Genomic DNA, 16,309 nt, shown 5'->3' on the forward strand with positions numbered 1-16,309 from the left:
AATGATAGTGTTACCGATCATTTCGTGTATAATACTTCTTTTACTAGCGTTCATTCACGTTTATTGGGCATTTGGTGGAAAAAAAGGAATAATTGCCGTCATTCCACAAGATAATCATAATCAGCGCCAGTTTACCCCAGGAAAATGGATAACGCTTTTAGTAGCTGGTTGCCTTTTTTGTGCATGCTTAATTTTAGGAATACAAAGTTCACTCATCCCATTAATAAAACAACCAAAACTAGTTAGTATCCTTTCTTTTTTCTGTTTCCTTGTTTTTGGTCTTAGAGCAATCGGAGACTTTAATTATGTAGGTTTATTTAAAAAAATAAGAAAGACTTCCTTTTCTAAAATGGATACGATTGCGTACACTCCCCTTTGTCTTTTTCTTAGTTTTACATTCATTTATGTCTTTATGACAAAATAGGAGGGAAATCTATAGATGAAAAAAGTAATTATTTTAGGCGGTGGAATCGCTGGGTTAAGTACAGCTATAGCACTTCAGCGAATTGGAATGAATGTACAAGTATTTGAGAAGGCAGCACAATTAAGGCCTGCAGGAGCAGGAATCATTTTAGCTCCTAATGTTATTCACATCTTTGGAGAGTGGGGGATTACACAGCAACTTAAGAAACATGGTCAGTTCATAAATCATTTTGTTATTTCCTCTGATAAAGGGAAAGTATTAGCAAAGCTTAATGAAAACCAATCTCCTGAACAAACCATTGCTATTCATCGTGCAGATTTACATAATATTCTTCTACAGGAACTAAAGTCAGTCCCAATTTATTTTGAAAAAAAAGCTGTTGAATTTCATCAACATCCGCATGGAGTCGCCGTGTTGATGAATGATGGTGAAGTAGTCAAAGGGGACATGTTAATTGCGGCAGATGGAATTCATTCAATAATTCGAAAGCAATTGCTTCCAAGTATACCGCTCCGATATGCAGGGTATACATGTTGGCGAGGAGTTACTCTTATAGAAAACAAAATGAATTTAGCTCCCGAACTTCAAGAAATATGGGGATCAAATGGACGCGTTGGTTATTTACCGATTTCTAAAACAAAGGCATATTGGTATATGCTTGTCAACAACCGACAGGATGATTGCCTTCTATCCAATTATAATCTTTTAGATTTGATCGAACGCCTAAAAAACTATCCTCAGGAGGTAACTGATTTATTAAAGTTTACTGAAAATCAGCATGTCCTCAAACACGATATTTTTGATATTCCTACAATTGACCAATATGTTTTTGACAATATTGCTCTTGTTGGAGATGCGGCACATGCAATGACACCAAACTTAGGGCAAGGGGCATGTCAAGGAATTGAAGATGCCTATGTTTTGGGGATGGCCCTATCCAATAATCTAGATAATGGATTACTAGAGTATCAAAAAAAGAGATTATATAGAGCAAATAAAATCAGCAACATTTCCAGACGAGTAGGTGTAATGGCGCAATTCGAACACCCTTTCCTTTGTCATATCCGAAATATGATAATAAAAACAACTCCTCAAGCCTTTTATCAAATGCAAAATAAATTTAAAAATGAATATCACTATTAATAAAGCACTCTCTTGATATATGTACTATTATAGGTAATAATAGTAAGTTTTTCAGATAATTAATACAGGTATAGTAATTTGATGATTCATCATTTCTTTCTATAAGAAATAGCATTAACCATACAATACCAAGGTGCTCCAAGTGGTAGTTGGTTGATTCCTTTACTGAATAGAATGGGACAACTAGGGATGATGGATTTACGTGAAGGGCTAGTAAATCCTAATATACTTCAACAATGAGTGCTTATAAAAGATTCATTTAAGCTAAGGGAAGAAAAAGGAATTAACGAAAAGGATTTAACCTTTCTTGTTAATGCTTTTTACAGGTTTTATGTAAACCATAATTACGAGTTTTGGAACAAATATTGGGCAAAAATGTTGACAGCTTGCATTTTTGAAAAAGAGCGTTTTTAAAAATTTTTATTCTCCAATCGGCCATTTTATTGAATAACAATTTTTTATGATAAGGACCAAACTACGCTTTGGTAACTAATGGTATACTTATAAACAGGTCAAATTATGTTAAAGAGATTTTCATATCTGTATAAAAGTAATAACAAAAAGGAGAATTAATATGCTTAAAATGTTTTTAGCATCTTCGTTTATAGATGTAGTTGAGTTATTTGAAAAATTTGCTGATGAAGACCTACAAGGGAAAACTGTAACGTTTATTCCTACTGCGAGTATTCCAGAAGAGGTAACTCACTATGTTAATACAGCAAGAGAAGGTTTCAAAAAGTTAGGCGTGGTTATTGAAGACCTTGATGTAGCTGTAGGATCACCTGAAGAGATTAAAGAAAAATTGGAGCGAAACGATTTTATCTATGTTTCAGGAGGAAATACTTTTTTCTTGTTGCAAGAGTTGAGAAAATCAGGAGCAGATAAGATAATAAAAGAACAAGTTGATTCAGGAAAAATGTATATTGGAGAATCTGCAGGAGCTATAATAACCTCACCTAATATAGAGTATATAAGATTTATGGACGATAAAGAAAAAGCTACTCAATTGAAAACGTTTGAAGGTTTAAACTTAATGAAATTTTACCCAGTCCCTCACTATAGTAACGATCCATTTAAGGAATCTGCATCGGCTATAATTGCTCATTATAGTTCCACGTTAAACCTTTTGCCCATCTCAAATACACAAGTAATTAAAGTTAAAGAAAACGAAGTAATTGTTTGTTAATAAACTTAACTAAAGGGTAGTCTTGCATAATCCTGCATCTTAAAATGAAAAAACGTTCCCAAATGAAAGTTTGGATACACACACTTAAAAGCCACAAAATGTAGTTTATTTATTCCAATAAAGGGCGCTTTTTCGTAATAAGGAAAGCGCCTTTATTCATGAAAAGGATCAAATTGTTGAGGAACGTTTTCAATACAATTGAAGATTTATACAAAAATATAGGGTCATAATTGTGAAGATTGATTGGCTACATTTTTTAGGAAGCATTAGTCTTGACAGATAAATGTATTTAAGGATATTGTAGATATAATAAATCTATAATAGAGGTGTTAATATGAAATTTTCAAAAGCGACTAATTATGCTTTACACACCATGCTTTCTCTCGTTACGGCTTCTTCGATTGAGCCTATAGGAGTCCAGCAACTGGCAGAATCCCAAGGTGTTTCAACAACTTATCTGTCCAAAATTTTAACCAAGCTCGTAAAAGCAGGAATGATTGAATCAATTTCCGGAGCTCATGGAGGTTATCGATTATCACGCCTAAAAGATGATATTACATTTTTAGATATCATTCATGCTATAGAAGGTACAGCTTCCTTATTTGAATGTGATTTTGTTCATGGAGATGAATGCTTAATTCAAGCTGAAATGAAAGAAGCAGAAGATAAGATGAAGCAGCATTTAAAAGAAATTAACTTAGTGGACATAGCTCAAAAGCAAATGGGAGTTTAACATAAGCCATTTTTATAGTTTTTTACTTTAAAGATGGTTATTTTTTGTTTAATTACAGATATAGTATGTCTGTAATATCTATTTAGGTGGTGCAGTTTATGATTTATGAATGTGCAATTATTGGTGGGGGCCCTTCAGGGTTGAATGCAGCCCTTGTACTGGGGAGAGCAAGACGAAGTGTAGCATTGATTGATAATAATCGGCCTAGAAATGCTGTGACACATGCCTCTCACGGTTTTATTACAAGAGACGGTACAACACCGAGTGAATTCCGACGTATTGCTTATAAAGAATTGTTGAATTATCCTTCTATCAATCATCTACAAACTGAGATTGTCTCAGTTAACAAAACAGCTCTAGGGTTTGAGGTAGTTGATAGATCAGGAATTCGTATTCAGACAAAAAAATTAATTGTGGCAACAGGGTTAAAAGAAATTTTCCCTTACATTGAGGGCTTTTATTCATTATATGGAAAAAGTTTATTTAATTGTCCTTATTGTGATGGATGGGAACTGCAGGATCAGCCGATTTTTGTTGTTTCAGAAAATCCATCTATCTTCCATACAGCGAAACTGCTCTTCAATTGGAGTAAAGATTTGATTGTTTGTACAAATGGTTATGCTCATTTATCGGAAATGCAAAAAAAGCAACTGCAATCAAAAGGGATTACGGTGATAGAGAAATCCATTTTAGCCTTTATCGGGCAGAATGGTGGATTGGAATATGTCCGCTTTGCTGATGGAACTCAGATTGCCAGGGCTGGTGGCTTTGTCATGCCACAATTTGTTCAAAGCGCACCGTTCAGAGAACATTTGGGGTATGAAATGACAAAATCGGGTGGGATAAAAACAGATGAATCAGGCAGAACCTCAATACCTGGTTTGTATGCTGCTGGAGATGCTTCTTATGTAAAACCATCTCAAGTGGTTTTTGCAGCAGCTGATGGGAGTCGTATTGCTATGACTGTTAATATGGATTTAACAGAAGAAGAGTTTGAATGATATCAAAATCTTTAAAAATTTACTTTAGTCATTTAGCTCACTAAAAAACCGATTTCCTTGTTTTTCTTCCTAATGAAAATTATCGATATGATGAAAAGTATTTCTTTAAAATAACATTAAGAAAAAGGAGAAAGAAATGAATCGTTTTGCAATATATTTGCTAGCTTTAGGAGCTTTTGGAGTTGGAACAGCAGAGTTTGTTGTTTCTGGGATTTTAGAGATGGTTTCAGGGGATTTAGGCGTATCGATCTCAATGGCTGGGCAATTAGTTACCATATATGCTTTATCCCATGCAATCGGTGCGCTAGTGCTTGTTATGCTGACTGCAAAATATGAAAGAAAAAAAGTGTTAATGTATTCAATGCTTATTTTTGTTATTGGCAACATCATTGCGTTTTTTAGTTTTAATTTCATTATACTTATGATTTCGCGCATTGTCCTGGCAATGAGTGGAGGCTTGTATTTTGTTGTGGCAACCAGTTATGCTGCACAACTTGCTGAGCCCACAAAGCGAGGTAGTGCAATTGCAACGGTTATTACTGGCTTTACCGTTTCTTTAATCCTAGGTGTACCGATTGGCACATTAATTGCTGCTTATTTGGATTGGCGTTATATCTTTCTGTTTATTGCTGTAGTTACACTGTTGAATGTAGTGCTTCTAAATAAGTTCATTCCAAAATTAGCGGGACATAAACCGATCTCTTTAAAGCAGCAAATGTTAATAATTCTTGACAAACAAATCATAACTGGTTTATTAACAACGGTATTTTGGATTCTTGGCTATACAATGGTATTTGCTTACATTGCACCACTTTTAAGTAGTTTAGCTGGCTTCTCTATAGAACAAATTAGTACCTCTCTTTTAGTGCTTGGTTTGTTTGCTTTCATAGGTTCACGTGTCGGTGGATATGCCGTTGATAGATGGGGACCAGTTCGTACTATCTCTGTCAGTTTAATCGTTCACTCATTAATATTAATTATATTCACTTCTATATCTACATCAACGATAGGTATTTTTCTTGCAATTATTATCTGGGGAACATCTGCATGGGTAACTACTCCTGCAAATCAATTTTACTTAATTTCTTTGAAACCACAGTCATCAGAAATTATTTTAAGTTTCAATACGGCTCTAATGAATATTGGTATGACATTAGGTGCTGGTTTAGGAGGAGTGGTAATTGAATATACATCTGTTTTGAATCTAGGGTGGATTGCGGGTTTAACAGTATTACTAGCGTTACTAACTGCATCTATTTCGTTTGGATTGGGGAAAAGGAGAAAAGAAAATTTTGCGAATAGTTGATTTAAAAATACCTAGAATAGTATTGATTAACAATAACTTTTTCTATTTCAACAACGAGTGCGAGAGGTAAATAAGTACGATCCAGCTTCAACATCCTTTGATCTTCAACAATCTGGCGCTATTCCAGAATAAGAGAAAGATTAGAGAGTGAATCAAAAGCTTAAAAGCTTTAAGTTATTCAATTAACCAGGAGTTAGTTGTACAATGTTATTAGGTGCTATTAAAGTGAGGTGTTATCAATGATTTTAGTGAGTTCTTGTTTAGCAGGCTTAGAGGTAAGATATAACGGTACGCATAGTTTAAATCATAAGATCAGTAAACTACTAGAAGTGAATAAAGCAATACCTGTATGTCCGGAATTACTTGGTGGTTTTTCAACCCCCAGAGAACCTGCTGAAATAATTGGTGGTGACGGGGAAGATGTATTGGATGGGAAAGCTAAAGTAATCGAGAAATCAGGTAGAGACGTAACGGAACTATATTTAAAGGGAGCTTACTCTACTTTAAAAAAGGCTACAGATGTTAATGCAACAGTAGTTGTTCTGAAAGAGTATAGTCCATCCTGTGGAAGTTCAATGATTTATAATGGTGAATTTGCAGGAGAGAAAATTGTAGGGAACGGAGTAACAACAGCTTTATTAAAAAGAAACGGTTTACGAGTAATTTCTGAAGAACAACTTGCCGATTATTTCGATGAGATAATATAATTTATCTTCAATTAATAAGCGCGTTTGCGTTATAGTGGTGTTTCAGAATCAGGCCATTTGACGAATGAAAGAGTACCTTGTTAGTCCTGAAAAGAAATAACATATATTAGGTGAATTTTTACATGGAGGTGTTGAGATGGATGAGAATGTTATTTATGAATATGAAGAAAGTTTACGGAAAGCTATGATAAATAGCGATGTAGAAAATCTTGATAAACTTCTCAGTGATAAACTTGCATTTGTTAGTCCCTTTGGACATGTAATAACAAAGAAAGATGACATTGAAGTTCATAAGTCAGGGATGCAAAAAATTACTGAAATTAAATTTTTAAATCAAAAGATAATCCCATTAGAAGATGCTGTTGTTACAATTACACAGGCTCAAGTAAAGTCAATCTTGGCTGGAGAAGATAGAGAAGATGAATTGTGTTATACAAGGTTTTGCAATCAGATGAGAATGAATTAAAAGTTATTTCAGGTAGTTGTAATTTCGTTCAAAAATCTTGAATAATTCTAGAATCGGGCGTAGTTGTGTAAAATGTGCTGCTCATCAATCGGACCAGATTATTGGGAAATTTAAATACAGGAGTGATCTTATGGACGAGAAGAAAAAAGCATTAATTATAGTTGATGTACAAAAGGCTTTCGATAACCAAAAATGGGGTGAACGAAATAACCTCCATGCAGAAGAAAATATCAGCAAGATTTTAAAATTATGGAGGGAGCAAGGCTGGTTAGTGATACATATACAACATACTTCCAATAATCCTAGCTCATTATTTCATCCGAAGAATGAGGGCTTTGCCATTAAAGAAATAGTGAGGCCTATTGGAGAAGAAGTAATAGTTAATAAGAGAGTAAACAGTAGCTTTATTGGTACAAATTTAGAAGATCTTTTGAAAGCAAATGAAATATCAAAAGTTGTTATTGCCGGTTTGACTACGCCCCACTGTGTATCAACGACTACAAGAATGAGTGGTAATTTAGGTTTTGAAACATATCTGATTTCTGATGCAACAGCTGCTTTTGGCTTGAAGGATCAAAATGATAAATATTACGATGCAGAAACTATACACAATATATCTCTAGCCATACTGCATGATGAATTTGCTACAGTTCTTACAACAGATCAACTGATCAATGATTTCCTAATCTAACCTTATTCCATTAACGGACGCGCGCTTGTAGAGCAACATAGACAGAAAATGATCAACCTTTTTTATAAAAGAATGAATCAATTTAAAATATTAAGAGCGTGTTTTGATCAATCTTTTTTCCAAAACACGCTCTTTTCTATGATCGATTATCAATGTTATTAGTATCAATTAGATCAAACTTTATTTTAATGCAACAGCTACCCCTATTTTAAGACATTTTCCTTCTTCCACTAACCTGTATCGTTAGTTCAATAAGAATCCATTCCACAACTCTTAAGTTTCAACACTACAGGTCCATCTCCTTTTATTTTACATTGACATCAAAAACAAAAGTCTCTCTCCCTTGTTGCCATACGGATGTAAGTTCATAAATGTTATATCCACTTTCTGATGGCATCTTTATTTTATTATTTTCAATATTAACATTATCACTTGTACCATCTTCGTTCAGTTTAATTACTAAAGTGGAAGAAGGATTTTTATCAATTTCAAATTTTAGCGTCTCTCCTTTTTTGACTTCTAATAGGGTACGGCAAGAATTCCTTCTTTTTTGAGCCACTCACAAATAGGCCGGGGAAAATTCTTTTATATGAAAATTATAAATTTCTTTTAGTTTAGAAACCAGATTTGATTGAATGTAGATGATATATTTTAGTTGAGTTCGTTATACATTAATCCCCCTATACTTTTTAGTAATCAGAACATATAATAAAAAGGAATTCAAGGCGAGCAATGGAAGAACGTCCCTTCCGCTCTTATTTTTTTGTTTATGATTTTTCAGGAGGTATTATTATGCATACAATCATCAGTGTACGCCCTTAATAAGGGGGACGTACACTTCTTTTAGCCGCCAGACTTTTTGGAGGCTACAATGAAACCAATCTATTATTTATATACGAAAGCGTTTTCTGATTTTAGTTCACGCATGCAATTTATCGGCTTGACGAGCGCGCTGTTAATGAGTAAGCATCCTGAACTGTATTTGATGCTCTTTTATTTAGGGAGACAAATTGGTGGTATGATGATAAGTTACCTGGCTGGCGTCGTTGCCGACCGTTATTCGAAGCGCCGAACGATGATTATTTCAGAACTTGCAAGCGGAATAGCTGTGTTAAGTTTAGTTTTCATAGAACATCCGCTGTTTATTGTGATTATTGCTTTTTTACTTGGTATCACATATACATTTTTTGATGTAAGTTTTCGGGCATCAATCCCATCGATGTTTGACGAAGATCGCCTTACAGAAATCAACACACTTCTTGTACGTCTTGGAGCGACAATGAGTATCATTGGTTTTACTGCTAGTGGCTTTATTTCAGCCTTTTTTTCATATAAGTATTTATTAATATTTGACAGTATGATGTATATTGGATCAGCTATAATTTTATTAAAAGTTCACTGGAAAGAACAAACTAAATCGGTACAGCCCGATCAACAGAAGCATACTGTCCGAAACGTTTTACAGTCAGGAATTTATATGTTTTTGCTGACGGTTGGATTTGTTTATCCACTTGCAGCTTCTGCCTATCAATATGCCCTACCACTTATCGCATCTGTAAAAGAACACGGGGAATTGTATAATGGCTTGATGTGGTCGACTGTAGCTGTAGGTTCATTTCTTTGTTCATTAATTCTAAAGAAGCAAGTAGTAAACGAGAAGCGTTATATCGTCAGCCTACTTTTGTTTGCAACATTCGTGTCGATCACGTTTATTTATGAGTTAACACCCGTCACTTTTCTTATTTTATTACTTGTAGGAGCTACAGAAGCAATGGTGCAAGTGTGTCACTATACGCTCCTTCAACGTAGTGATGAACATGTTCGCGGCCGCTTGTTCGGTCTCAACACTCTCGCAACAAGATGTGGGTTTTTAGTAGGATTTGGACTTGTGCCACTACTGGCGGAGGTAACTTCATTACCTCATGGTATTTGGTTCATGCAGGCCATGCTGGTGATGTGCTGTGTTGTTCATATGTGGAGAAAATATTATTCTTACAAAAAAGCGAAACCGTTATAGTTTGGGTTTCGCTTTTTAAATATATACAATCCGATACTGAACAAATTTATATTCTTTAAAAAAACGCTATTCTTGTTGTAAGAAAGTTTACGAGAACGGATGGTGTTTTTTTATGAATCCTATCATCTTCAGTGAACTGAAACTTTATGCACAAGAATTACAAAGATCTTTATCTCCAATAGTCCTAAAAGAAATCGCTAAACAAGTGGGCTTTGTGCAGCGATCTAGTAAGTATCAAGCAGATGAACTCATCGCCCTTTGCGTTTGGCTCAGCCAAGAAGTCGCTAGTACATCACTTACGCAACTATGTAGTCGGTTAGAGGCTTCGACGGGTGTACTAATGAGCCAAGAGGGACTTAATCAACGCTTTAATCCTGCAGCTGTCGCATTCCTCCAAGAAGTCTTTACTTCACTCCTAACACAAAAACTCTGTGCGACACTATCGCTATCTTCACACATGATTTCTGCTTTCGAACGTATTCGGATTTTAGATGCGACTGTGTTTCAGCTACCTGATTCCTTCGCTACTGACTATCAAGGCTCTGGAGGGAGTAGTAATACTGCGGGAGTAAAAATCCAATTGGAATACGATTTACTGAGTGGCCAATTTTTAAACGTGCAGCTAGGACCAGGAAAGAATAATGATAAAACATACGGTACAATTTGCCTTGAAACCGTAGAGGCAGGCGATTTATGTTTGCGTGATCTTGGTTACTTCGATTTAGGAGACTTACAAGTCATTCATGAAAAAGAGGCTTACTATATTTCGCGGTTGAAGCTGAATACACGCATTTATATCAAGAACCCTGATCCAGAATATTTCAAAAATGGCACGTTAAAAAAGCAAACAGAATACATCCAACTTGATATGACACAAATTATGTCTGGTCTAACCCCTGGTGAAACAATCGAAATCTCCGAGGCATACATTGGCCAAAATCAGAAGCTTCCAGCACGTGTAATTACCCATCGTTTAACCGACAATCAAACGCAAACACGGCTGAAAAACCAAGCGATACGTGAAAAGAAGAAAGGTATTGTCATGAAGGATAAAAGTAAACATTTAATGGGCATGAATGTTTATATCACGAACACGTCGCTAGAAGAAGTACCGATGAATTACGTGCATTCATTGTATTCACTTCGTTGGCAGATTGAGATTTTTTTTTAAAACATCACTACATTGAATACATTGTTTACTGAGTTAAGATATCCAGTATTCAAAGTATCTTTTCACTCGATTTTTCTTCTTCGAATACTTTAAATACTCCTAATTTTCATAGTATAGATAACCGCGTTTTGCTACCGGGACCCCATTTAATTGAATTTTCCCCGGCTATTTATTTTAACTCACCGTTTCTAATTGAGAAGGAGGATACAGGGATATCAAATTTAAGAACCGGTGGACAACGATCAGAGTCTAACCGATACTTTCCAAAACGATTTACATGAAATGTAAGGTATGGACTAAGGGACTAAGTTCAGACAGCGCATCTTCATCCAATTGATTACCTTCTTGCATATATTCATGAAGGATATGAGTGAGTTGAAAAACATTATAGAAAATTAAACAGTTAGCGACTAAGTGATTATATTTTATTGTTTTCTTCTGTTTCTCACGATTGTTTTCCGCAATGACTCCGTCTCCACCAAAGGATAACCATTTGGTAAATCCATTAAAGGATTCACTCTTATTAGTAGCTGCTTGAATTGTACTCCGTAAATCTTCATCCGATACGTAATTCAATAAAAATAGGGTACGAATAGCACAATCTAATTTCCGAAACGCTTGATACAATTTATTTCTTTTGCTGTATGTACTTAATTTATTCAGGATGGTGGAAGGGTGAATACGTCCTGCTTTAATCGACATCACCACTCGTAGCATATCCTCATAATGATCTTCGAGCAGTTTCCAATCAATTGAAGAAGAAAAAAGCTCGTCGATATGCTGATAAGTTGAATGTTCACTTGGTCGAAGAAACTTTAAATCCTTCCAGTTCCGGATACGCGGCATTAGTTTGATTCCTAAAAGGTAAGCTAACCCAAATATAGGCGCATTCTGCCCTTGTGTATCGGAATGGAGCGTATCAGGTTGAATATCAGATTGATTCTTCATCAAGATATCTAGGATATAAACACCTTCCCACACTCCACAAGGGATAAAGTGGCTGAATAAAGCAATATACGTATCAGACACATGGTAATAACCAATCCCTCCATAGCCCCCATAACGAATATGATTTTCAGAAAGTAGATTTTGCTCATACAAGTCCCATTTCGTCCCATCGGCGGATGCGCTGGTTCCCGTTCCCCAATACTTTGGCAAATTGAATTTGTTATAAGCGTTAATTATCCATTCAATCGCTTTTTGAATATTTTCTTCCGTAACGTGCCTCTCATTAATCCAGGAAATATGCTTTCGATCCATATTTCCTAATGATCGAGCAGTTTGAGTCGGACCTAAGTTACATCCATAACAGAATGTTGCTGTTATATAACGCTCGGAAGGGTTATCTATTTTTGCGTCATGGCCAGAGATCGGTCCAAAGAAACGTGTCCAATTTAACCAATATTCTGTGTCGGCCAATAAGTCTAAAACATTGATTGGTGCCATCTTTTCTTCGATACGTTTCCGAATAGCTTTCATTGTGAAAGAAAATATTTAATCTAACGAAGCAGTTTAGTTTTATATTTTTTGGATTTAAAAGATATAAGGGGGAAAAGGCATGCAAATACTATTAATTCGCCACGGAGAATCTAAAGCAGATATTTTAAACGTACATGAAGGAAAGCTGATTTTTCCTCCAATGGATATGGTACCAAAATCATTTACACTCAAGCCAAGTCATACAAATAATGAAGGCTTTAGTGAAGAGATAAAGGAATTGGAATTGGTCGTTCCTTTGGATAAAAAACGATAAAGATGGTCCCATATTAAATATCTGTTGAACTAGGTATTTAATATGGGAACAGTAAACAATGATTTTTGAAAATCCCAGCACTCTTGTGCGCCTCGTATCTGGAATACAGTTTAAAACTAACGATAAGAATTCTAAAATTGCTTAAACAATAACAGCTAATTTAAGCTGAATATTTATTCCAGGAAAGAGCGCTTTTCCGTAATAGGGAAAGCGTCTTTATTCATGGAAAGGACCATTTTGTGGAATAAGGTAACTATTTTTTCTTGTAAGAAATAATTTTTTTAGTTCTACAAATGAAGAAAGGTAGTATAAGGGAAAAACAGGATAAAAGAAATTTATGGGTGTCATCAAGACACTTTTATAGTTGTAGATTTGATATTAATAAAACGAATGGTGTGGTAGTTTTTTAATCGGCCATGCCATTTTTATTAGTCAATATCTTACAAGAGAGCCTTAACCCAATGTGTTACACTAACTATCAGAAATCAAAAGGAGGTTGTTCGTATGAGAGAAGAAGAAAGAACGGTACGTTTTGATCATGATTTACAAATAGAAGCTTATCGTTTCGAAGGTATCATGCAAAAGTTTCCGAACCACTTCCATGAATATTATGTGATTGGGTTTATAGAGAGTGGACAAAGACGATTATCTTGTAAGAACAAAGAATATGTAATAGGTACTGGTGATATTATATTTTTTAACCCTCTGGATAATCATGCCTGTGAATCAATTGACAACGAAACATTAGATTATCGCTGCTTGAATATCAAGCCTGAAATTATGCGAACAGTTACAAAAGAGATTACAGGACAAGATTATCTTCCTTCCTTTGCTTCTCCTGTTGCCTATCGTAGTGAAAAAGCTCAATTGTTGCATAATCTTCACCAGATGATTATGGATGAAATATCAGATTTTGAGAAAGCAGAAACTTTTTATTTTCTTATTCAACAGCTTATTGAAGAATATACTGAAGCCATCGAAGATACAGAACCGAGAGCTATTAAACAAGAAATTGAAAATATCTGTCACTACCTAGAAGTACATTATGCAGAACATATTGCTTTAGATGATTTAGCAAAGATAGCTAATATGAACAAATATTCTTTGTTACGCTCATTTACCCGAATTCGGGGGATTACCCCGTATCGTTACTTACAAACGGTACGTATTAACGAAGCAAAGAAACGATTGGAACAGGGTGTAAAACCACTTGATGCGGCAATAGAGACAGGTTTTGTAGATCAAAGTCATTTTAGTAATTTTTTTTTGAATTTATTGGATTAACCCCTGGACAATACAGGGATATTTTTAATCAGATTGATAAATGATCTGCTTTAATAATTACCCACATTTATTACCATTTTCATTTGGAATTCAACAATGTAGGAGTTTGATTTTTGTGGGTAAAAAGTCATCATCGGAATAACGTAATCCCAAATAAGATATAAAATAAGGATGTGATTACTTTATGTTTAATGAAGAAAGTCGCTTTTCCAAAGCGCTCAAATCGATTGCTAGAGATCAAGAACTAAAAGCCTATTTTCAAAATTCAAAAGAACTTTTCCCGATTTTTATTAAAGGTGCTAATCGATTTGTGGCTGGAGAAACACGTACGGAAGGGATAGAACGCGTTATAAATCTATATAACAAAGGGTATCAGGTTTCATTAGAGTTTATTGGCGAAAATACAACATCCGAAGAAGAATGTATGCTTGCCAAAAACGAATTCAAAGAATTAATAAAAGATCTCGGGAATAATCAAATGAACGCTACCGTATCATTTGATCTTTCTCATATCGGAATGATGATTTCTGATGCATTAGCATTTACTAATTTAGAAGAATTAGCAAAAGAAGCACAAAAGCATAATATTCAACTAATGATAAGTATGGAAGAATCACAAAAAACAGATAAAATTTTATCACTATATAAAAGGATATCAAATTCATTCTCAAATGTTGGGATAACATTACAAGTTCATTTGAATCGTTCATCTATTGACCTAAATGATCTATTGAAAACCTCGGGTAAAATACGTTTAGTAAAGGGGGCTTATCAAGAGTCTGAAGGTATATATATTCCAAGATCCGAAGAGTTAAATAAACGGTATATAGAATTTGTATCTATGTGTATAGATAGTAATCATCCATTGTCTGTTGCTACACACGATGAAAAAATATTGATGGACCTAAAAGCAAAAGGATTTCTTTATAATCCGAATGTTGAGGTAGAGATGTTAGATGGGGTTCGACCTGATTTATTAAGATCTTTAAAGGAGGATAATATCCAGGCTAAAGTTTATGTAACATATGGTAGTGAATGGTATTTATATTTAGTTCATCGTATTGCTGAATATCCTCCGAATATTTATACTTTTATTTCAGATATAATTGAACAAAATACCGATAGAGAATGAAATATTATTTTCTATTGTTTCGTTATGATTTAGTATCTTCAACGATCTTGCGCAATTATTGAATAAGAATAATGGCATTACATATTAGTCATGTAAAATATGTAATGCCATTTAATTTATCTATCTTTTTTAATTTAGGTCTTGATAACATATAGGAGATCCTCTTTTTACTTTTCAAATATTTAATGTAGATGGGAGGTAAAAAGAAATGGCAGAACGTCCGAAGCAACAAATCTATAGGTATGATATTGAACCAGTGGACATTTCAGATATGTTGTCTTTTGTGGAAAGTAGGCAAGAAGTATATGGCAATAAACCAAAAGTTATTTTGAGCATGTACGGAGATGATGTAAAGGGACATGGTGACGCAGCTGTACACTATAAAGGGATGAAGGAAGGGAGGAGTATCAACCTCTCTTATTTAAAGGCCTATAAACTATACCCGAGCTGGCTAATGAAATAACCGTGTCTAATTTTTAGGCGTCATTTCATAGATCAGGTTTTTTGATTGAGTTATATTTTAGTTAATCATGTTTAATATTAACTATATGATGTCTTTATTTCCAAAGGTACCGGACAATAAATATAACTCTAGAATTGGGGATACTTAACTTATAACTCTATATGGAAGATTTACAATCATGATTTAGAACTATACTATTTAAAAGATAACAAAATGCACAACGAAGAAACGCTTATGGTTAATTGCACGGATGTATAAATTAGAGATAAGGAGATGTTTATAGTGGAAATTAATATACCAGGAAGAGGAATCATAAAAATTACAAATCTTTTATTAGACTATAATGGAACTATAGCTTGTGATGGTAGAGTTATACCTTCATTAAAAGAGAAAATAGAGGCTATTAATAAAAAAGGAATAAGAGTACATTTAGTAACTGCTGATACCCATGGTACTGCAAGAAATCAATGTGCTACAATGCCTATTGAAATACAGGTATTTGATAACTCAAATGCTGCAGAAAATAAAAAAGAAATTGTAGAAAAACTTGGGGCAGAGCATTGTATATGTATTGGAAATGGTTTTAATGATGGTCAAATGTTTGAAGCCTGCAGCATTTCAATTATAGTAATAGGGATAGAGGGATGTTCTGCAAAATCTTTAATGAAAGCTGACATTGTATGTAAGAATATCGAAGAAGCATTTGATTTGATACTGAAACCAAGTAGAATCATTGCAACTTTAAGAGGATAAAATATTTACAATATTGTAGGAATACTGATTCATCGCTTGCAAAAATACAAAGATTTTAATGTTATAAAAAATGCAGGGA

At 34.4% G+C, this 16,309-nt stretch carries 14 protein-coding genes and 4 pseudogenes; 16 read left to right on the plus strand and 2 right to left on the minus strand.

Annotated features, from left to right (window positions below):
• Window position 1: 1 nt before the first annotated feature.
• The 9 genes from MKY46_RS03045 to MKY46_RS03085 all read left to right on the plus strand — a co-directional run bounded on the left by MKY46_RS03045 (window position 2) and on the right by MKY46_RS03085 (window position 7,657).
• A complete protein-coding gene (locus MKY46_RS03045) occupies window positions 2-424 on the plus strand; it encodes a DUF3995 domain-containing protein (protein WP_340833743.1) in 423 nt (140 codons plus the stop codon).
• Window positions 425-439: 15 nt separating this feature from the next.
• The gene (locus tag MKY46_RS03050; RefSeq protein WP_340833744.1) at window positions 440-1,567 is read left to right on the plus strand and encodes an FAD-dependent monooxygenase; all 1,128 of its coding nucleotides are present in this window, start codon (window positions 440-442) and stop codon (window positions 1,565-1,567) included.
• 574 nt (window positions 1,568-2,141) lie between these two features.
• Complete coding sequence (locus MKY46_RS03055) at window positions 2,142-2,753, plus strand: Type 1 glutamine amidotransferase-like domain-containing protein (RefSeq protein WP_340833745.1); 612 nt, start codon at window positions 2,142-2,144, stop codon at window positions 2,751-2,753.
• A 334-nt stretch (window positions 2,754-3,087) separates the two neighbouring features.
• Entirely contained in the window at window positions 3,088-3,486 is a 399-nt protein-coding gene (locus tag MKY46_RS03060; RefSeq protein ID WP_340833747.1) for an Rrf2 family transcriptional regulator, read from the plus strand.
• Window positions 3,487-3,584: 98 nt separating this feature from the next.
• Window positions 3,585-4,487, plus strand: a complete 903-nt coding sequence (locus tag MKY46_RS03065; protein ID WP_340833748.1) for an NAD(P)/FAD-dependent oxidoreductase — start codon at window positions 3,585-3,587, stop codon at window positions 4,485-4,487.
• 136 nt (window positions 4,488-4,623) lie between these two features.
• Window positions 4,624-5,793, plus strand: a complete 1,170-nt coding sequence (locus MKY46_RS03070) for an MFS transporter (RefSeq protein WP_340833749.1) — start codon at window positions 4,624-4,626, stop codon at window positions 5,791-5,793.
• A gap of 239 nt (window positions 5,794-6,032) precedes the next feature.
• Window positions 6,033-6,500 (plus strand): DUF523 domain-containing protein, encoded by a 468-nt coding sequence (locus MKY46_RS03075; RefSeq protein WP_340833750.1) that lies wholly within the window; start codon window positions 6,033-6,035, stop codon window positions 6,498-6,500.
• A gap of 136 nt (window positions 6,501-6,636) precedes the next feature.
• Window positions 6,637-6,966, plus strand: coding sequence for a nuclear transport factor 2 family protein (locus MKY46_RS03080; RefSeq protein WP_340833751.1), 330 nt, complete (start codon window positions 6,637-6,639; stop codon window positions 6,964-6,966).
• 130 nt (window positions 6,967-7,096) lie between these two features.
• On the plus strand, window positions 7,097-7,657 hold the full coding sequence (locus tag MKY46_RS03085) for a cysteine hydrolase family protein (RefSeq protein ID WP_340833752.1): 561 nt from the start codon (window positions 7,097-7,099) through the stop codon (window positions 7,655-7,657).
• Window positions 7,658-7,961: 304 nt separating this feature from the next.
• Here the strand turns inward: MKY46_RS03085 and MKY46_RS03090 are convergent, their stop codons facing one another.
• Complete coding sequence (locus MKY46_RS03090) at window positions 7,962-8,216, minus strand: hypothetical protein (RefSeq protein WP_340833753.1); 255 nt, start codon at window positions 8,214-8,216, stop codon at window positions 7,962-7,964.
• Window positions 8,217-8,528: 312 nt separating this feature from the next.
• Between MKY46_RS03090 and MKY46_RS03095 the strand changes: the two genes are divergently transcribed.
• The gene (locus MKY46_RS03095) at window positions 8,529-9,674 is read left to right on the plus strand and encodes an MFS transporter (RefSeq protein ID WP_340833754.1); all 1,146 of its coding nucleotides are present in this window, start codon (window positions 8,529-8,531) and stop codon (window positions 9,672-9,674) included.
• Window positions 9,675-9,786: 112 nt separating this feature from the next.
• Window positions 9,787-10,842: pseudogene (locus MKY46_RS03100) on the plus strand (IS4 family transposase); the annotation flags it as partial.
• A gap of 172 nt (window positions 10,843-11,014) precedes the next feature.
• Here MKY46_RS03100 and MKY46_RS03105 read toward each other — a convergent pair.
• A pseudogene (locus MKY46_RS03105) lies at window positions 11,015-12,303 on the minus strand (transposase); the annotation flags it as partial.
• 100 nt (window positions 12,304-12,403) lie between these two features.
• On the opposite strand from MKY46_RS03105, the pseudogene MKY46_RS23775 reads away from it, so the two are divergent.
• From MKY46_RS23775 to MKY46_RS03130, 5 genes and pseudogenes are all read left to right on the plus strand, one after another.
• Window positions 12,404-12,478, plus strand: a pseudogene (locus tag MKY46_RS23775) (histidine phosphatase family protein); the annotation flags it as partial.
• A 624-nt stretch (window positions 12,479-13,102) separates the two neighbouring features.
• Window positions 13,103-13,926, plus strand: a pseudogene (locus tag MKY46_RS03115) (AraC family ligand binding domain-containing protein).
• Between the two features lie 140 nt (window positions 13,927-14,066).
• Window positions 14,067-15,014, plus strand: a complete 948-nt coding sequence (locus MKY46_RS03120; RefSeq protein ID WP_340833755.1) for a proline dehydrogenase family protein — start codon at window positions 14,067-14,069, stop codon at window positions 15,012-15,014.
• A gap of 208 nt (window positions 15,015-15,222) precedes the next feature.
• Window positions 15,223-15,477: a hypothetical protein gene (locus MKY46_RS03125; RefSeq protein WP_340833756.1), complete on the plus strand. Its 255-nt coding sequence runs from the start codon at window positions 15,223-15,225 to the stop codon at window positions 15,475-15,477.
• A gap of 282 nt (window positions 15,478-15,759) precedes the next feature.
• Window positions 15,760-16,230 (plus strand): HAD family hydrolase, encoded by a 471-nt coding sequence (locus tag MKY46_RS03130; protein WP_340833757.1) that lies wholly within the window; start codon window positions 15,760-15,762, stop codon window positions 16,228-16,230.
• The last annotated feature ends 79 nt before the right edge of the window (window positions 16,231-16,309 follow it).

Origin of the sequence: Lysinibacillus sp. FSL M8-0355, assembly GCF_038008985.1 — a bacterium.
In the GTDB taxonomy this organism is placed as follows: domain Bacteria; phylum Bacillota; class Bacilli; order Bacillales_A; family Planococcaceae; genus Lysinibacillus; species Lysinibacillus fusiformis_D.

Bases quoted from the DNA above. Each gene is read 5' to 3' on its own strand.
- MKY46_RS03050 (WP_340833744.1), top strand. From the start codon at position 440: ATGAAAAAAGTAATTATTTTAGGCGGTGGAATCGCTGGGTTAAGTACA.
- MKY46_RS03065 (WP_340833748.1), top strand. From the start codon at position 3,585: ATGATTTATGAATGTGCAATTATTGGTGGGGGCCCTTCAGGGTTGAAT.
- MKY46_RS03080 (WP_340833751.1), top strand. From the start codon at position 6,637: ATGGATGAGAATGTTATTTATGAATATGAAGAAAGTTTACGGAAAGCT.
- MKY46_RS03095 (WP_340833754.1), top strand. From the start codon at position 8,529: ATGAAACCAATCTATTATTTATATACGAAAGCGTTTTCTGATTTTAGT.
- MKY46_RS03085 (WP_340833752.1), top strand. From the start codon at position 7,097: ATGGACGAGAAGAAAAAAGCATTAATTATAGTTGATGTACAAAAGGCT.
- MKY46_RS03075 (WP_340833750.1), top strand. From the start codon at position 6,033: ATGATTTTAGTGAGTTCTTGTTTAGCAGGCTTAGAGGTAAGATATAAC.
- MKY46_RS03125 (WP_340833756.1), top strand. From the start codon at position 15,223: ATGGCAGAACGTCCGAAGCAACAAATCTATAGGTATGATATTGAACCA.
- MKY46_RS03070 (WP_340833749.1), top strand. From the start codon at position 4,624: ATGAATCGTTTTGCAATATATTTGCTAGCTTTAGGAGCTTTTGGAGTT.
- MKY46_RS03120 (WP_340833755.1), top strand. From the start codon at position 14,067: ATGTTTAATGAAGAAAGTCGCTTTTCCAAAGCGCTCAAATCGATTGCT.
- MKY46_RS03045 (WP_340833743.1), top strand. From the start codon at position 2: ATGATAGTGTTACCGATCATTTCGTGTATAATACTTCTTTTACTAGCG.
- MKY46_RS03060 (WP_340833747.1), top strand. From the start codon at position 3,088: ATGAAATTTTCAAAAGCGACTAATTATGCTTTACACACCATGCTTTCT.
- MKY46_RS03055 (WP_340833745.1), top strand. From the start codon at position 2,142: ATGCTTAAAATGTTTTTAGCATCTTCGTTTATAGATGTAGTTGAGTTA.